This is a genomic window from Plantibacter sp. AC185 (assembly GCF_979258065.1).
Genome location: NZ_OZ409831.1, coordinates 3,714,120 through 3,731,123, shown reverse-complemented (window position 1 = coordinate 3,731,123; position 17,004 = coordinate 3,714,120). Strand labels below are relative to the sequence as shown.

Sequence of the window (17,004 nt, the reverse complement as noted above, 5' to 3'; positions counted from 1 at the left end):
TGGCGGCCGCGAGCGGTGGAAGCACCGGCGCCGTGTCGAGCACCTCTCCCCCGCCGGTCTCGAGGTCGAGCGAGGACGGGACGTCGGCCAGACGTCTCCCGAGCAGCTCCGAGAACCGCCAGGAGGGGCGCGCCTCACTGGCTCGGCCGTCGAGCCACGAGAAGTCCCATCCGTCGACCGAGGCGGCGTCGGCCTCGGCGACGAGGTCGTCGAACGATCGTGACATGGTCTCCTCCGTGCGTGGTTCCGTGGTCGGTGCGCTCATCCGACGGCCTCGAACCGGCTCGGATCGAGCCGCTCGACGTCGAACCGCGGCACCGCGTCGAGCAGCTCCCGAGTGTACGCGTGCTGTGGATGCCCGAGGACGGCCGAGGCCGGGCCCGACTCGACGACGCGCCCGGTCGACAGCACCGTCACCTCGTCGGCGATCTGCCGGACGAGACCGAGGTCGTGCGAGATGAACAGGTAGCTGAGCGCGTGCTCGTCCCGGAGGTCGGGGAGCAGTTCGACGATCTGCGCCTGCACCGAGACGTCGAGCGCCGAGGTGGGCTCGTCGAGGACGAGCACCGACGGCGCGAGGACGAGCGTCCTCGCGAGTGCGACCCGCTGGCGCTGACCGCCCGACACCTCCCGTGCACGACGCCCCAGCGCACTCGCGGGGAGGGCGACCTGGTCGAGGATGGTCGCGACGCGGCGCCGGCGTTCGGCGGCGCTCCGCACCCCGTGGATCCGCAGGGGCTCCTCGATGATCTGTCCGACGGTGTACCGCGGATCGACCGCCGAGAGCGGGTTCTGGTAGACCAGCTGGAGGTCGCGCGCGAAGGGGTTGGCGACGGCGTTGTCCCGCGGGAGTTCCCGGCCGGCGACCCGCACCGAGCCGTCGTCGAAGGAGGTGAGCCCGGCGACGATGCGCGCGAGCGTCGACTTGCCCGACCCGGACTCGCCGACGAGCGCGTGGATCGAACGCGGACGGAGGACGAGCGACGCGCCGTCGAGTGCGGGCGGCGCCTGCGGATCGCGTCCGAACCGTTTGGACACGTGCGACACCTCGACCACTGCGGGCGCCGCGTTCGTCTCGCCGCGCTGCTCCGCCTGCACCTGCTCGGCCGCAGCGCGGATGCGTTCCCGGTAGCGCAAGGGCGAGGACGCGGGTGAGTCCGAGAGCAGCCCCACCGTGTAGGGGTGCCGCGGTGCGAGCAACACCTCCTCGGCCGGGCCCGACTCGCGGACGTTCCCGTCCTGCAGGACCACGATCGCGTCGCTGCGCTCCTGCGCCAGCGCCAGGTCGTGGGTGATGAAGAGGATCCCGAGCCCGAGCTCCTGCCGGAGGCCGTCGAGGAGGTCGAGGATGCGCCGCTGGACGGTCACGTCGAGCGCGGACGTCGGCTCGTCGGCGATGAGCAGCTTGGGCCTCGCCGCGATGGCGATCGCGATGAGCACCCGCTGCAACTGCCCGCCCGAGAGCTCGTGCGGGTAGGACCGCACGCGGGCCGAGGCCTGACGGATGCCCACGTGGTCGAGCAGCTCGATCACGCGCGCGGGGACCTCCGAGCGCGGGGTGTCGCCCGCCACCTGGACCGCCTGGGCGATCTGCACGCCGATCCGCTGCAGCGGGTCGAGTGAACTCAGCGGATCCTGCGGGATGAAACCGAGCGTCGAGCCGCGCAGGGGGTGCCACTGCTTCCGGGAGAAGTCGGCGACCTCGTGACCGGCGACCGCGACCCGACCGGCGGTGACCGAGCCGTTGCCCGGGAGGAGCCCCGCGACCGCCCGGGCGATCGTGCTCTTCCCCGAACCGGACTGACCCACGAGCGACACCGTCTCGCCGCGCCCGACCTGGAACGACACGTCGCGCACCGTGTCGGTCAGCCCCCTCGAGCCACGTGTCCGGTACCCGACGGCGAGTCCGTCGACGAGCAACGGCACCGGAGCCGCGTCGACGACATGGAGTGCGCTGTGCTGCAGGGCTGCCTGGTTCATGCGGTGGTCCTCTCGCGGGTGAGTTGGCTGAGACGGCTGATGGCGAGCACGGTGACGGCGATCACGAGGCCCGGGACGACGACGAGCCACGGCGAGGACACGACGTACTGACGACCCTCGGAGACGAGCAGGCCCCACTCCGGGTCGGGGGGCGGAGCTCCGTACCCGAGGAAGCTGAGCGAGGAGATCCAGATGATCGCGAGGCCGAACTGGAGGGCCGTGAGCGACAGCACCGCGGAGTACGAGTTCGGGAAGACGTGCTTCGCGAGGACGTACGCCCGCGACCCGCCGAGATGGTGACTCGCCTCGACGAACGGCAGGTCCTTCACCGTCAGCACCTCGGAGCGCATGATCCTCGTGAACGCCGCGATCGAGGAGATCCCCACGGCGACGGCCGCGTTCAGGGTGCCGAAGCCGAGCGCCACGACGACGACCATCGCGAGGAGCAGCCCGGGGATCGAGAGCAGCACGTCGACGATCCGGCTGATGACGGCGTCGACGAGACCGCCGAACGACGCGGCGACGAGCCCGAGGACCGTGCCGGCGCCAAGTCCGATGAGGACGGCGACCGCCGAGCCGAGCAGGGTCCGACCGGTGCCGTGGATCACCCGCGACAGCAGGTCGCGACCGAGGGAGTCGGTTCCGAACCAGTGCGCGACCGACGGAGCGGCGAGCGCGTTGGCGTCGTCGGGCTCGAGCGGGTCGTATGGCGTGAGGAGGCCGGGTGCGACGACGGACACGAGGACGAGACCGACGACGATGATCGCCAGGACGTCAGCGACCCCGAGGCGGCCGCGGAGTCGACGGAACGCGTCAGGTCCGTCGTCGGCCGCGGTGACGTCGCGGTCCGGGTGGAGTCGGAGGCTCATGCGTCCACGCTCGCTTTCGTCGGGATACCGTCGGGCACCGCCGTCCCCGTCGCCGCCGCTGTCGCGACAGCAGGCCTGGCGAGGCGGGAGCGTCGGGACCGCCCATTCCCCGGGCGGACGATGCGCGGGTCGAGGACGGGGTAGACGAGGTCGGTCACGAGGTTGATGCCGACGTAGATGGAGGAGATGAGGATGACGACGGCCAGGATCACCGGGGTGTCCTGATCGCGCACGCTCTCGAAGGTGATGAATCCGAGGCCGGTGCGGGTGAACACGGCCTCGACGACGACGGCACCGGCCAGCAACTCTCCGACGACGAGGGCGAGCATCGTGATCGACGGGATCGCACCGTTCTTCAGGACGTGGCCGAGGGCGATCCGGACCTCGCTCGTCCCCTTCGCGCGGAGCACGGTGACGAAGGGTTCGTCCGCGGCCTTCCGGAGTCCCTGGATCAACACCTGCGTCAACGGACCGTTGACCGCGAGCGCCAGGGTCAGCGCCGGGAGCACGTAGGACACGAAGCCCTGATCGCGCACCGACGACACCCAGCCGAGCTGGAAGGAGAAGATCGCGAGGAGCACGAAGCCGATGAGGAAGCTCGGCGCGGAGATCGAGGCGATGGGCGCCGAGGCCGCGATGCTCCTGAGCGCCCTGACGGGGGCGTACACGGCGGTGAGCGCGATCGCGAGCGACAGCACGATCGTCATGACGAACGCCACACCCGCGAGCACGATCGTGTCCGAGAAGCCCTGCGCGACGAGGTCCGACACGGCACGACCGCTCACGAGCGAGTAGCCGAGGTCCCCGTGGAGGAGCCGACCGACCGTCAGCGTGAACTGTTCGATCGGCGACAGGTCGAAGTGGTAGTACGCCCGCAGCGCTTCGCCTGCGGACGGGGGCAGTGGGTTGAGCGGGCTCGTCAGCTTGTTCTCGATGGGGTCGCCGGGCAGGACGAAGAGGGTGAAGAAGACGAGCGTGTAGACGAGGGCGATCACGAGGAGCGCCTGGGCGACGCGCCTGATCACGTACTCGCGGTAGTGCCGGCGTCGCGTGTCCGCCGCGCTGGCGTTCGGATGCTGGTTGGACATGTGGGGCCTCCTCTCGGAAGGGACGGGACCGGACACGGGAGGGCCGGCCGATCGACCGCCCTCCCGCTCGCTCAGTCCTCGATCGAGGTGTTGTAGAACTCGGGCAGGGCGCCGTCGGTGAGGGAGAAGCCCTTCACCCGCTGCTGGGTGACGAACACCTGGCTGTCGTTGAGGATCGGGACGACGTAGGCCTGGTCGATCAGGTGGTCCTGGATCTGTCCGAGGATCGCCGCACGGGTGTCGTCGTCGGTCGCGGCGTTCTGCGAGTCGAGCAGCGACTGCAGGGTCGTGTCGGAGCCGACGAGCCCCAGGAGGTCTGAACCGTCCTTGCTGTAGTACTCGCTGAGGCCCTTCGAGGGGTCCGGGTGCGGCCAACCGACCCGGAGCGCCCCGACCTCCGGGTCCGCGAACGCGGTCGCCCAGTAGGTGGAGTAGTCGAGCTCGTTGAGCGACAGCTCGATCCCGACGTCCTTGAACTGGTTCTGGATCTGCTGGAAGAGGCTCTTCGCCGTGTTGTCGTAGACGTCGATGTAGGTCTTCACCGTGAGCCGCTCGCCGCCCTTCGTGCGGTAGCCGTCCGCGTCGCGCTCGGTCCAGCCGGCTCCGTCGAGGAGGCTGTTGGCCGCATCCGGGTCGTAGGCGAACTTCGCCGATTCGTCGACGTAGCCGAAGGTGCCCGGCGACAGGACCGACGTCGCGGGCGTCCAGCTGTCGGTGTACTGCGTCTCGATGATCTGCTCACGGTCGATCGCGTGCAGCAGCGCCTTGCGGACGTCGACGTCGTCGAGGAACGGCGCCTGGCTGCGGAGGAACCACTGGTTGCTGAGACCGACACCCGTCTTGGACACGATGTCGTAGCCGGCGTCGACGAGCCCCTGCTCCTCGCTCGGCTGGACGTAGCGGATGACGTCCGCCTCGCCCGACTTCAGGGTGCCGAGCCGGACGCTGTCCTCCTGCACGGGGATGACCGTGACCGAGGCGAGGTGCGCCTCGCCCTGGTTCGGGGAGGACGGCGGGGCCCAGGCGTACCCCTCACGACGGTCGAGCACGATCTCCTTGCCGTAGGTCTCGGAGGCGACGACGAAGGGACCGGAGCCGATGAGGTTCACGAACTTCGACTGCTCCTCCTTGCTCGCGTCGATCGTGGCGTCGGCGACGAGACCGGATCCCCACCCGGTGAGCACGTCGAGGAAGGGCGCGTAGGGTGCGGCGAGGACGACGGTGACGGTGCTGGTCGCGTCGTCCGGCGTCGCGACGAGACCGGGCGGGAACTGCGCGTTCGGGGTCGTGCCCTTCGCCTCGTCGCCGGTCGACTGCCAGTTCAGGTTCTTCGCGACGCTCGTGGCGTCGACGGCGGTGCCGTCGCTGTAGGTGACGCCGTCACGGATCACGAAGGTGTACGTGAGACCGTCGGGGCTGACGGTCCAGGAGTCGGCGATCCACGGTTCGAGTTCGCCCGTCTCCGCGTTGCGGTAGAGCAGTCGGTCGGTGATGTTCTGCTGGAGCGCACGGGTCTGCCATGTGCCCGCCTCCTGCACCTGCGCCGAGGTGGGGATCTCCGCGTCGAGGTAGGTGAGGCTGCCACCGTCCGCGTCAGACGAGGCCGACGCCGCCGAGCAGCCGGTCAGCGCGATGCTCACGGCGACGAGGGCTGCGGCGGCGAGTCGTGCTCGCCGTCTGGTGGTTCGGGTCATGACGGGTACTCCTGTGGGTCGGGGTGGTCCGGTGCTGTGCCGGTGTGGTTGCCCATCCTGGTCGGCGCACCGGGCCACCCCGCCGCTCTGTTACGACAGGTTTCCCGCGGGTTCCTTCGATGACGCCGTGTGACCGTCGAGCGCCCTCTCGTGCTGGTCGCCGAGGTTCCGTCCTCCGCGATATCGTGCGGCCGGGTGGTCGTCGGGGAGCCGGGCCGCCCCGCCCGTCAGGCGCTCGCGGAGCGTCTCCCCCGGTCGATACGCGTCGCGCAGCCGCCCTCGGCGACGCAGCTCCGGCACGACGAGTTCGACGAAATCGGTGAGCGTGTCGAGGCTGTGGTACTGCCGCAGGTTGATCCCGTCGATACCGACCTCGTCCAACCATCGCTCGATCTCGTCGGCGACGACCTCGGGGGTGCCGACAGCGAAGAAGTCCCGTTCGAGGTCGCTGCCGACCCGCACGATGAACTCGCCGACGGTGCCGGCCGTCACCTGCGGCGGCAGGGCGTCCGCCGGGACCCCCTCTGCGGCGAGCGCCTCGGCGACGGTCCAGTCCTCCGGGTGCGCCAGCGGGTCGAACGGCAGCCCGGCGTGCACGAACCGGCCGACGATACTCGCATGCTCGCGGTACTGCGCGGCCTTGGCCTCGGCCTCCTCCTGCGTCCGCCCGACGATGACGGCGGCCTGGACGACGATCTTCAGCGCGGCCCCGTCGCGTCCGTTGTCGGCCGCTGCCGCACGGAACCGCTCGAGGAGGGGTCCTGCACCACCTGGACCCCGCACGCCCGTGAACACGGCTTCGGCGTGCCGACCGGCGAACGCGATGCCGGCAGGCGATGCGGTCGCGGTGTAGAGCAGCGGTGTCCGCTGCGCGCTCGGCTCGGACAGGTGCGGTCCGGCGACCTGGAAGTAGCGTCCGACGTGATCGATGTACCGCACCTTGTCGGGGTCGGAGTAGACGCCGGCCTCCCGGTCGCGGATGACGGCGTCGTCGTCCCAGGAGCCCTCCCAGAGCTTGTAAAGGACGTCCAGGTACTCCTCGGCGATCGCGAACCGTTCGTCGTGCGGGATCTCCTCGGCGAGGCCGAAGTTCCGTGCGGCGTTCGGCAGGTAGGAGGTGACGATGTTCCACGCGACGCGGCCGTTCGTCAGGTGGTCGAGGGTGCTCATGCGACGCGCGAAGGCGAACGGCGGCTCGTAGCTCGTCGAGAAGGTGATGCCGAAGCCGAGGTGCTCGGTCACGGCGGCCATCGCGGGGACGACGAGCAGCGGGTCGTTGTTGGGGATCTGCAGGCCCTCGCGCAGGGCGTCGGCCGGGCCGCCGCGGAAGACGTCGTAGGCGCCGACCACGTCCGCGATGAAGATCGCGTCGAACCCGCCCGCCTCCGCTGTCCGGGCGAGTGTCGTCCAGTACCGGATGTCGGTGTACTGGTCGCGTCGGTTGTCCGGCAGGCGCCAGAGGCCGTGGGTGATGTGGCTCACGCAGTTCATCTCGAACAGGTTGAGGATGAGCTGCTTGGGGCTGGACCGCGTCGGGCTGGACTGTTCGCTGATGATCGACTCCTCCGGCGGAGCGGCGATCGGTCCGTCCGGACCGGGCCGCCTCAGCACCCTAGGCGCAGCGGGAGGGAGGAGGTCCGGCCGCGGTGTCACATCCCGTCATACGCCACCGGGCGACGCGGGGCGACGATCGGTCAGCGGGCGACGGACGGGACGCGGTCCTGCCAACGCAGTCGCCGCTCCAGTTGCGCACCGAGGGCGAGCAGGGTGGCCTCGCCTCCGGGACGCCCGATCAGCTGGACGCCCATCGGCAGCCCCTCGGACGTCTCGTGCACCGGGAGCGTGATGGCCGGCAGGCCGGTCGCGTTCACGAAGGAGGTGTGCGGCGCGTAGCGCACCTGCTGCTCGAAGTTCAGCTCGGGCGAGTCCTGGTCGTACCACCCGATCGGCCGTGGTGTCTGGGCGAGCGCCGGCGTGATGATCGCGTCGAACGGCGCGAACTGCGCGAGGACGCTGCGTTCGAACCGGTGGAGACTGGCGAGCGTCTCCATGAGCCGGGTCGCCGGCAGCGCCCGACCGCGCTCGACGAGGGACCTCGTGATGGGTTCGAGGAGCGCCAGCTCCGCCTCCGAGGACGCCGGGACACCGGCCGCTGAGGCCTGCCAGATCGTCGTGAAGTCGGTCGGGTACCGTTCGGCGTCGCGAAGGGTGAGCTCCTCCAGGCCGTGCCCCATCGCGGTGAACGCCCGGGTGGCGACGTCGACGGCGGCGCGGGCCTCCGGGTCCACCGCCAGCTCGAAGGCGCTGTCCCAGGGTGAGCCGTCGAGGACCGCCAACTGGAACCGGCCCTCGCCGCGCACGGCGTGCCCGAGCAGGGGTCCGTCGTCGGCGTCGGGTGCTCGCAGCGTGAAGTGATGGTCGATGCGTCCGTGCACGCGCTCGATCATCGCGTCGAGCAGGAGCGCCGCGTCGGCGACGGTCCGGGCGATCGGCCCGGGGACGACGAGGCCGGCGAGTCGGTCGACACCGGAGCCCGCGGGGACGAGCCCCCGCGTGGGCTTCAGGCCGACGAGCCCGCAGGCGGCCGCCGGGATGCGGACGGAGCCGCCACCGTCGGAGCCGGGGGCGAACGGGAGGAGCCGCGCGGCGACGGCGGCTGCGGCCCCGCCACTCGACCCCGCCGCTCCGCGGTCGAGGGCCCACGGGTTCCGCGTCGGCACCCCGTCGAGCGGCTCCGTGTAGCCGTACAGCCCGAACTCCGGGGTCGCGGTCTTCCCGAGGCTCACCGCTCCGGCCCGGTCGAGGACGCCGACCAGCTCGTCGTCGGTCGTCGCCACGACCTCCGCGGTGAGCCGTGACCCGAAGCGGACGGGCTGACCGGCACGGGACACGAGGTCCTTGTCGCCGATCGGGAGTCCCCAGAGCGGTGCGGTCCGAGGAAGTGCCTCGACCGCCTCCACGCGTTCGGCGAGCGATCCGGCGGCGACCGAGGTGAAGGCGCCGATCGCGTCGTCGAGGCGCTCGATGCGGTCGAGGTAGTGCCGGGCGAGCTCCGTCGGTGAGACTTCGTCCCGCTGCAACGCCTGCCACTGCTCGAGCGCCGTCAGCTCGTGGAGTTCCGCCATGCGACCAGCCTAGAGGCGGCGCTCTCCTGTGGTCCCCGTTCCCCGGCGGTTCCGGTCTCTGAGCCCGTCGAAGGGTGTCGACCGGTTCAGCGCTTCAAGGACTTCTGGAGGAGGACCGTGCCGATCCAGCGGCCGAACTTGAAGCCGACACGGCCCATGCGGCCCACCTCGGTGAACCCGAACTTCTCGTGGAGGGCGATCGAAGACTCGGCGCCCTTGTCGGCGATGACGGCCAGCATCTCCTTGAGCCCGGCGGCCTTCGAGCGCTCGATGAGCTCACCGAGCAGATCGGTGCCGAGGCCCTTGCCGGTCGCCGCCGCTCCGAGGTAGATCGAGCTCTCCACGGTGAATCGGTAGGCGCGCTTCTGCTTCCACGGCGCGCACAGCGCGTACCCGAGGATCTGTCCGGTCGGGTTGACGGCGACGATGAACGGGAGCTGGAGCCGCTGCAGGTAGGCGAACTTGGAGCGCCACTCGGCGAGGGTCATCGCGTCCTCGTCGAAAGTGACCATGCTGTTGGCGACGTAGTGGTTGTAGATCGCCCGGATGTCGGGCAGGTCGGCCGCAGTGGCATCGCGCATCGTGAAGGCGAACGGCGTCTCGGGGGTCGGCGGCTTGCGCAGGTGCGGCGGCAGCCGGCGCCTCGGCTCGTACTCCTCTTCCAGCATCCCCCAAGCCTAACGAGGGGGTGGGTCGGCGGACAGCCCTTGCGGCCGACGCCACGACCCGGTCGTCAGTCGAGCGACCAGTCGATCGGGTCCACGCCGCGGGAGACGAGGAAGTCGTTCGTGCGGCTGAACGGCTTCGAGCCGAAGAAGCCCCGCGAGGCGGAGAGCGGACTCGGGTGCGCCGAGACGATGACGTGGCGGTCGGGGTCGCCCGATGATTCGAGCAGCGGTGCCAGTCGTTCGGCGTCCTTGCCCCAGAGGATCGACACGAGCGGTGCGGGGCGTGCGGTGAGCGCGCGGATCGCCTGTTCCGTGACCGCCTCCCAGCCGTGTCGGCGGTGCGACCCGGCGGAACCCGCCTCGACCGTGAGGACGCGGTTGAGGAGCAGCACGCCCTGTCCGGTCCACGAACTGAGATCGCCGTGTTCCGGCGTCGGGACACCGAGGTCCTCGCGGAGTTCCCGATGGATGTTCGCGAGGCTGCGCGGCACCGGGCGGACCTCCCGGTCCGCGGCGAACGACAGGCCGATCGGATGACCCGGCGTCGGGTACGGGTCCTGCCCGACGATGAGGACCCGGACCGCGCTGAACGGCGTGCGGAAGGCCCGCAGGACGAGCTCGGGTGCCGGCAACCATCGGGCACCGGCCGCTGTCTGCGCCGCGAGCCAGTGGTCGATCGTCGCGAGGTCGTCCGCGACGGGTGCGAGCGCGTCGGCCCACCCCTCGTCCATCGACCCCGCCGCGGCGAGCTGTGCCGGGGTGCCGCCGAGGATCCCGTTCGTCATGGACTACTGCTGCTGCGGCTGCTCGGCACCGATCGTGCGGACGACGACCCCGTGCTCGGCGGTGAAGACCTGCCAGACACTGCCGCCACCGAGGACGGAGAGCGCCCCCTGCCCGACGACGAGCGCCGTGTTCTCGTCGATCGCGACCCCGCCGTCGACGACCCCGGCCTCCGTCGCGGCGACGAGCCGCCCGAGGGTGCCCCACTGTGCGGCATGCGCCTCGACCGCGATGTCGACGAGCCCGAGACCGTCGCCGATCGTGACCTCGTCGAGTTCCTCGGACGCCGCCTCGGGGCTCACGGGGACCTCGCCGACACGCCATCCGCCGATGATCGCGTGCTCGGCGGCGATCATCGCGCCGGCCGAGATGCCGAGGTAGGGCAGACCGGACGCGACGAGGCGTCGGATGTCGGTGGCGACCGGCGCGACCGCCTCCGCGTAGGCCGAGGGCAGTCCGCCGCCGACGACGATCCCGTCGACCTCGGCCAGCTGAGCCTGCGCGACCACGCCGCCCTCGCGGACGACCACGCGGATCGCCTCGATCTCACCGGAGCGTGCGACGGCACGTTCCAGGGCGGCGGACTGCTCGAGCCCGTCACCGTCGTGCACGACGACGATCGCGATGCGCGGGGCCAACCGACCGGCGACGACCGCGAGCGCGGCCGCCTCGGCGATGAACGCTGCGTAGACGGTCGACTCGGTCTCTGGGGCGGCCGGACCGCCGAGGAGGAAAACACTCACCCTGAGACCCTACCCGGCACCCCGGATCAGGCGGGGACGATCAGGCCGTGATCGTCGGCAGCGTCGACCAGGGGAAGGAGATCCAGCGGTCGACACGCTTCCACACGTAGTCGGGGCGGAGCACCGTCTGCGGCTTCTCGTACAGCGTCACCGTGCGGACCTCCGCCCCGCTCGCCTGCATGAGTTCCAGCACCATCGCGAGCGTGCGACCCGAGTCGGACACGTCGTCGACGAGCAGCACCCGACTCCCCGGCAGCCCGGCCACGTCGAGCAGCGGCGGGAGCACGACGGGCTCGGGGAGACGCGCGTCGACCCCGGTGTAGAACTCGACGTTCAGCGCGCCGCACGCCTTCACGTCGAGGGCGTAGGCGATGGCACCGGCGAGCAGGAGCCCGCCGCGCGCGATCGCGACGACGGAGTCGGGCCGGAACCCGCTCGCGACGATCGCACTGGACAGTTCGCGGGCCGCGTCACCGAACGTGGGCCAGTCGAGGACCTCTCGCTCCGGGGACGCTACGCTGGGGTTCTCGGTCGACATCCTCCAACGCTATCCTGCCGGCCGGGCCGCCTGTACCATCCCCCCATGGCGCGAGACAGCACGACGACCGGCGGAGCCTCGGCGACCGGATGGCGCACGTCGATCCGTGGCTCGGCAGCGGGCATCACGGCGGGACTCATCGGCTGGTTGTTCCTCGTCGAGATCACGAGCGGTGTCCTGCAGGGTTACTACGTCCCGCTCATCCCCGACCTCGTCGAGCACCTGGGCATCCACGACGCGGACTTCAACTGGTTCGAGGCCGCGCAACTGCTGTTGTCGGCGCTCGTCGTCCCCATCCTCGCGAAGGTCGGCGACATGTTCGGGCACAAGCGGGTCCTCCTCGTCTCCACCGTGTTGACGGCCGGCGCCAGCTGGTGGCTCGTCGTGGCCGGGGACTTCTGGTCGTTCCTCGCGGCCTGGGCGCTGCAGGGCTTCTACGTCGTGTGGCTGCCACTCGAGATCGCACTCATCTTCGAGCGGGGCCGTCGCTCCGGCACCGGGGCCTCGCAGACCCGCCGGGCCGCCGGGCTCCTCGTCGTGGCGCTCGAGGCCGGGGCCATCATCGGTGCGCTGTCGAGTGGCCGCATCCTCACCGCCCTCGGCGGCGATATCCCGCTCACGATGATGCTGCCGGCCGTTGCGGTGACCCTCGTCTTCTTCGCCATCCTCTTCGGCGTCCCGGAGTCCGAACCCCTGCCGGGCAGGACCCTGGACCTCGCGGGCTTCGTACTCCTCAGCCTCGCGCTCCTCCTCATCACCTCGGGGCTGACCTTCCTGCGACTCAACGGTCCGCAGACGTGGTGGGTGTGGGGGCTCATCGCGATCGGCGTGCTCGCGTTCCTGCCGTTCGGGCGATATGAACTGCGGCAGCCCGACCCGGCGATCGACCTCCGGGTGCTCCGGCAACCGAACATGTGGCCGGTGCAACTGACCGCCGGGCTCATCGGCATCAGCCTGCTCGGCGCCCAGGCCCCGCTCAGCACCTATGCGGGGACACCCCGGGAGAACGGGTACGGACTGGGGCTCGACGCCGGCGACATCTCCACGCTCATCGGCGCCTACCTGATCTCGATGATCGTCGGTGCGCTCCTGTTCCCACTCGTGTCGCGCTGGGCGACGCCTCGGATCGCGCTCATCATCGCCGCCTCACTCGTCGCGGTCGGGTACCTGCTGTTCCTCCCCTTCCACCTCGAGACGTGGCAGGTCTTCCTGAACATGGCGATCGCGGGGCTCGGCTCCGGTGCCCTCGTCGGCGCCATGCCGGCTGCGGCCGCGGCCGCCGCACCTCGCGGGCAGACGGGTGTCGCGTCGGCGCTGACCAACACGACGAAGACGATCGGCGGCTCCTTCGCCTCAGCCGTCTTCGGCGTGGTGCTGTTCGCCGGCGCCGCGCAGGCCGTCACGGCCGGGGCGTCGAGCCTGTCCGGTTACTTCACGGTCTGGGCGATCTGCGGGGCGGGGGCGCTCGTCGCCGCCGTCCTGCTCTGCTTCGTCCCGAAACTCGCCTTCGCGGATGTGGCCCCGGTCGACGTGGAACCCGGGCCACGCACCGATCCCGCTGCTGAGCACCCGGCCGGTCCCTGACCTCCCGACCCGTCCCTGACTGCAACCGGTCCCTGAGCCCCAACCGGTCCCTGAGCCTGTCGAAGGGCTACTCCGCGACGCGCAACGGACCCTTCGCCAGGCGGTACGGGGCGGCCTGGGCGACCGGCTTGATCGTGATGAGGTCGAGGTTGACGTGCGGCGGCAGGGAGGTCGCGTGGACGATCGCCTCGGCGACGTCGTCGGCCGAGAGCGGATCCGGCACGTCCTGGTAGACGGCGTCGGCGCGGTCCTGGTCGCCACCGAAGCGCACGAGCGAGAACTCCTCCGTGTGGACCATGCCCGGCGCCACCTCGATCACCCGGATCGGTTCGCCGTTGAGCTCGAGCCGAAGCACCTCGAAGAGCGCGCGCTCGGCGAACTTCGCCGCGTTGTACCCGCCGCCACCCACGTAGGCGACGTGGCCCGCGATCGAGGTGACACCGATGATGGTGGCGGCGCCACCCTCCGGGATGCTCCGACGGAGGATCGGCAGGAGCGCCTGGACCACGCGCTTCGTGCCGAGGACGTTGATGTCGAACATGCGGCGCCAGTCCTCGGCGTCGCCGTCCTCGACGGACGCGAGGCCGAAGGCACCGCCCGCGTTGTTGACGAGCGCCTGGGCGCCGCCGAGCTCCTCCACCCGGGCGGCGAGCGCGTCGACGTCCGCCTGCACGGTCAGGTCCGCGACGACCGCCGTACCGCCGATGTCCGCGACGAGCGCCTCGAGCCGCTCTGCTCGGCGGGCCACCGCCACGACGTCCCAGCCGTCGGCGGCGAATCGCCTCGCGGTCGCCTCCCCGATCCCTGAACTCGCACCGGTCACCACCACACGTCTCGTCGTCATGCCTCCAGGGTAGCCACCGGGCCGAGGCGTTACGCCGTGTTTCCGCGTGGTTGGCGCGTGCAGGTGGGGCCGGTAGCCTCGGGGTCACGACGGAGCACCACCCGGAGCCACGCCCGGCGACATCGCTGTCGGACCGAGCGGCCACACCGGCGGCACCCATCACCCGAGCAGCACCGACCACCCGAGCAGAGGGGACCATCCACCATGAGCGATGCCACGAACGACTGGAAGTTCGAGACGAAGCAGATCCACTCCGGAGCTGCGCCCGACCCGGTCACGAAGGCTCGGGCCACGCCGATCTACCAGACGACGAGCTACGTGTTCGACAACGCCGACCACGCGAAGAACCTCTTCGCCCTCGCGGAGTTCGGCAACATCTACACGCGCATCCAGAACCCGACGCAGGCCGTCGTCGAGGAGCGCCTGACCGCGCTCGAGGGCGGCAGCGGCGCCCTCCTCCTCGCCTCCGGGCAGGCGGCAGAGGCCTCGGCGGTCCTCAACATCGCACAGGCGGGCGACCACATCGTGTCGTCCTCGTCGATCTACGGCGGCACGTACAACCTGTTCAAGTACACGCTCGCGAAGCTCGGCATCGAGACCACCTTCGTGGAGAACCAGGACGACGCCGAGGAGTGGCGGCGTGCGGTGCGCCCGAACACGAAGCTGTTCTTCGCGGAGACCATCGGCAACCCGAAGATCAACATCCTCGACATCCGCCTCGTCGCCGACGTCGCGCACGAGGCCGGCGTCCCGCTGATCGTCGACAACACGATCGCCACGCCGTACCTCATCCGTCCCTTCGAGCACGGAGCGGACATCATCGTCCACTCGGCGACGAAGTTCCTCGGTGGTCACGGCACGGTCATCGGCGGGGTCATCGTCGACGGCGGCACCTTCTCCTGGACCGGGCACGCGGACAAGTTCCCGGGCCTCACGACGCCGGACCCCTCGTACCACGGCGCGGTCTACACGGACGCCGTGGGTGACGCGCTCGCCTACATCATCAAGGCGCGCGTGCAGCTCCTGCGCGACCTGGGTGCGGCCATCGCCCCGGCGAGCGCCTGGCAGCTGATCCAGGGCATCGAGACGCTCAGCCTCCGCATCGAGCGCCACGTGCAGAACGCCCAGCAGGTCGCCGAGTGGCTCGACGCCCACCCCGACATCGCGAGCGTCAACTACTCGGGTCTGCCGTCGAGCCCCTGGTACGCGGCGGCCAACCAGTACGCCCCGAAGGGTGTCGGAGCGGTCCTGTCCTTCGAGCTGAAGGGTGGGGTCGACGCCGGCCGCGCCTTCGTGAACTCCCTGCAGTTGTTCTCGCACCTCGCGAACATCGGCGACGTCCGTTCGCTCGTCATCCACCCGGCGTCGACGACGCACTCGCAGCTCACCCCGGAGCAGCAGCTCACGGCCGGCGTCACGCCCGGGCTCGTGCGGCTCTCGGTGGGGCTCGAGAACATCGACGACATCACGGCCGACCTCCAGGCCGGTCTGACCGCCGCGAAGCAGGTCGTCGAGGCCGCCCGGGTCTGAGTCCGTCCCGCAACGTGTCCTTCCCGGGTTGCGCCAGCGCGGTGCGCTGACGCGAGCGCACCCCACAACCGCGAGCGCGGGTCTCCAGAGACCCGCGCTCGCGTCGTTCGTTGCGCACTCGGGCCGGTTCCCCGTCACGCGAGCCCGTTGCGGCGTGCCGGAGCCGACGGGAGCGCACTCGCGCCAGCGCACCGCGCCGACCTCGACCGATCGGGTGACGTAACACGGCCGGTCGACGCCCCAGGGCACGCCACAATGGAGACCTATGGACTGGCAGACCCCGGAAGACAGCGTGCCCTCCCGCTTCGTGACCGAAGCCGAGGTCGGCGCCCTGCTCGCGAACCCGCCCTCGAGCGGCGCCTGGCGCGACGGCGACCGGCCAGGCGACCGGCTCTTCGCCCCGCTCGGCCGCCTCGACTTCGAACACGGCGGGAGCATCCCGCACGCCAGACTCGCCTACGAGACCTGGGGCACGCTCGACGACGACGGCGGCAACGCGGTCCTCATCCTCCACGCGCTCACCGGAGACAGCCACGTCCTCGGTGGTGCCGGCAACGGACATGCGACCGCCGGGTGGTGGGCCGGCATCGTCGGTCCGGGACTCGCCGTCGACACGGACCGCTGGTTCGTCGTCGCGCCGAACATGATCGGCGGCTGCCAGGGCAGCACCGGCCCCTCCTCCTTCGCGCCCGACGGCGTCGAGTGGGGTTCGCGGTTCCCGTACACCTCGATCCGCGACCAGGTCGAGGCCCAGCACCGACTGCTCGGCCACCTCGGACTCGACCGCTGGGCCGCGGTGATCGGTGGCTCGATGGGCGGCATGCACGCCCTCGAGTGGGCCGCCACCCACCCCGAACTCGTCGACCGACTGGCCGTGATCGCCGCACCCCCGGTCACGACGGCCGACCAGATCTCCCTGAACTTCGTGCAGCTCGAAGCGGTCCGCACGGATCCCCACTTCCAGGGCGGCGACTACTACGACGCCCCGGACGGTGAGGGCCCGCACCGCGGCCTCGCGCTCGCCCGCCGGATGGCCCTGCTCAACTACCGCAGCCCGGGTGAGTTGAACGCCCGTTTCGAGCGCAGCTGGCAGTCGAGCGTGAGCCCGCTCGGGCGCGGCGGACGCTTCGCCGTCGAGTCCTACCTCGACTTCCACGGCAACAAGTTCACCCGACGCTTCGACGCCGGGAGCTACGTGACCCTCGTCGAGGCGATGAACTCGCACGACGTCGGACGCGATCGTGGCGGCGTCGGGGCGGCGCTGCGGGCCTACACCGGTCCATCGCTCGTGCTCGGGATCGACAGCGACCGGCTCTTCCCGGTCAGCGGGCAGGAGGAGATCGCGCTCCATCTCCCCGGCAACCTCGACGGCACCCGACCATCGGTCCTCCGGTCCGACTTCGGACACGACGGCTTCCTCATCGAGAACGCGCTGGTCGCCCCGCATCTCAGCCGGCTCCTCGCCGTCTGACAGCCGCCCCCGTCTGTCCGACACCCGTTCCGCGGCGGTCGTGTCACCCGATAAGGTGACTCCTCAGAGGAGCGTGAGCATGGATCG

Annotated in this window: 14 protein-coding genes; 3 read left to right on the top strand and 11 right to left on the bottom strand. The window is 70.7% G+C overall.

Annotation, left to right across the window (positions count from 1 at the left end; all coding sequences use genetic code 11):
* Positions 1-261: 261 nt before the first annotated feature.
* From ACZZZB_RS17370 to ACZZZB_RS17325, 10 genes are all read right to left on the bottom strand, one after another.
* The gene (locus ACZZZB_RS17370; protein ID WP_463530357.1) at positions 262-1,980 is read right to left on the bottom strand and encodes a dipeptide ABC transporter ATP-binding protein; all 1,719 of its coding nucleotides are present in this window, start codon (positions 1,978-1,980) and stop codon (positions 262-264) included.
* Positions 1,977-2,849, bottom strand: coding sequence for an ABC transporter permease (locus tag ACZZZB_RS17365; RefSeq protein WP_229939056.1), 873 nt, complete (start codon positions 2,847-2,849; stop codon positions 1,977-1,979). The genes ACZZZB_RS17370 and ACZZZB_RS17365 overlap by 4 nt, the downstream gene beginning before the upstream one ends.
* The gene (locus ACZZZB_RS17360; RefSeq protein WP_229939055.1) at positions 2,846-3,937 is read right to left on the bottom strand and encodes an ABC transporter permease; all 1,092 of its coding nucleotides are present in this window, start codon (positions 3,935-3,937) and stop codon (positions 2,846-2,848) included. Before ACZZZB_RS17360 ends, ACZZZB_RS17365 begins: the two co-directional genes overlap by 4 nt.
* 71 nt (positions 3,938-4,008) lie before the next feature.
* Positions 4,009-5,631 carry an ABC transporter substrate-binding protein gene (locus tag ACZZZB_RS17355; protein WP_463530356.1) on the bottom strand — a complete coding sequence of 541 codons (1,623 nt, stop codon included), beginning with the start codon at positions 5,629-5,631 and terminating at the stop codon, positions 4,009-4,011.
* A gap of 90 nt (positions 5,632-5,721) precedes the next feature.
* A complete protein-coding gene (locus tag ACZZZB_RS17350) occupies positions 5,722-7,242 on the bottom strand; it encodes an NtaA/DmoA family FMN-dependent monooxygenase (RefSeq protein WP_463530355.1) in 1,521 nt (506 codons plus the stop codon).
* A gap of 83 nt (positions 7,243-7,325) precedes the next feature.
* Entirely contained in the window at positions 7,326-8,756 is a 1,431-nt protein-coding gene (locus tag ACZZZB_RS17345; RefSeq protein ID WP_137243320.1) for an amidase, read from the bottom strand.
* 86 nt (positions 8,757-8,842) lie between these two features.
* The gene (locus ACZZZB_RS17340) at positions 8,843-9,424 is read right to left on the bottom strand and encodes a GNAT family N-acetyltransferase (RefSeq protein ID WP_079707223.1); all 582 of its coding nucleotides are present in this window, start codon (positions 9,422-9,424) and stop codon (positions 8,843-8,845) included.
* A 65-nt stretch (positions 9,425-9,489) separates the two neighbouring features.
* The gene (locus ACZZZB_RS17335; RefSeq protein ID WP_463530354.1) at positions 9,490-10,209 is read right to left on the bottom strand and encodes a uracil-DNA glycosylase; all 720 of its coding nucleotides are present in this window, start codon (positions 10,207-10,209) and stop codon (positions 9,490-9,492) included.
* A gap of 3 nt (positions 10,210-10,212) precedes the next feature.
* Positions 10,213-10,950 (bottom strand): Type 1 glutamine amidotransferase-like domain-containing protein, encoded by a 738-nt coding sequence (locus ACZZZB_RS17330; RefSeq protein WP_064295268.1) that lies wholly within the window; start codon positions 10,948-10,950, stop codon positions 10,213-10,215.
* Positions 10,951-10,990: 40 nt separating this feature from the next.
* The gene (locus ACZZZB_RS17325; RefSeq protein WP_463530353.1) at positions 10,991-11,488 is read right to left on the bottom strand and encodes a phosphoribosyltransferase; all 498 of its coding nucleotides are present in this window, start codon (positions 11,486-11,488) and stop codon (positions 10,991-10,993) included.
* A gap of 45 nt (positions 11,489-11,533) precedes the next feature.
* On the opposite strand from ACZZZB_RS17325, the gene ACZZZB_RS17320 reads away from it, so the two are divergent.
* Positions 11,534-13,072, top strand: a complete 1,539-nt coding sequence (locus tag ACZZZB_RS17320) for an MFS transporter (protein ID WP_463530352.1) — start codon at positions 11,534-11,536, stop codon at positions 13,070-13,072.
* 67 nt (positions 13,073-13,139) lie between these two features.
* On the opposite strand, the gene ACZZZB_RS17315 is transcribed toward ACZZZB_RS17320, so the two are convergent.
* A complete protein-coding gene (locus ACZZZB_RS17315) occupies positions 13,140-13,916 on the bottom strand; it encodes an SDR family oxidoreductase (protein WP_193555847.1) in 777 nt (258 codons plus the stop codon).
* Positions 13,917-14,120: 204 nt separating this feature from the next.
* On the opposite strand from ACZZZB_RS17315, the gene ACZZZB_RS17310 reads away from it, so the two are divergent.
* Complete coding sequence (locus ACZZZB_RS17310) at positions 14,121-15,446, top strand: bifunctional o-acetylhomoserine/o-acetylserine sulfhydrylase (RefSeq protein WP_086473990.1); 1,326 nt, start codon at positions 14,121-14,123, stop codon at positions 15,444-15,446.
* Positions 15,447-15,711: 265 nt separating this feature from the next.
* Positions 15,712-16,917, top strand: coding sequence for a homoserine O-acetyltransferase MetX (gene metX / locus ACZZZB_RS17305; protein ID WP_124769618.1), 1,206 nt, complete (start codon positions 15,712-15,714; stop codon positions 16,915-16,917).
* Positions 16,918-17,004: the final 87 nt, after the last annotated feature.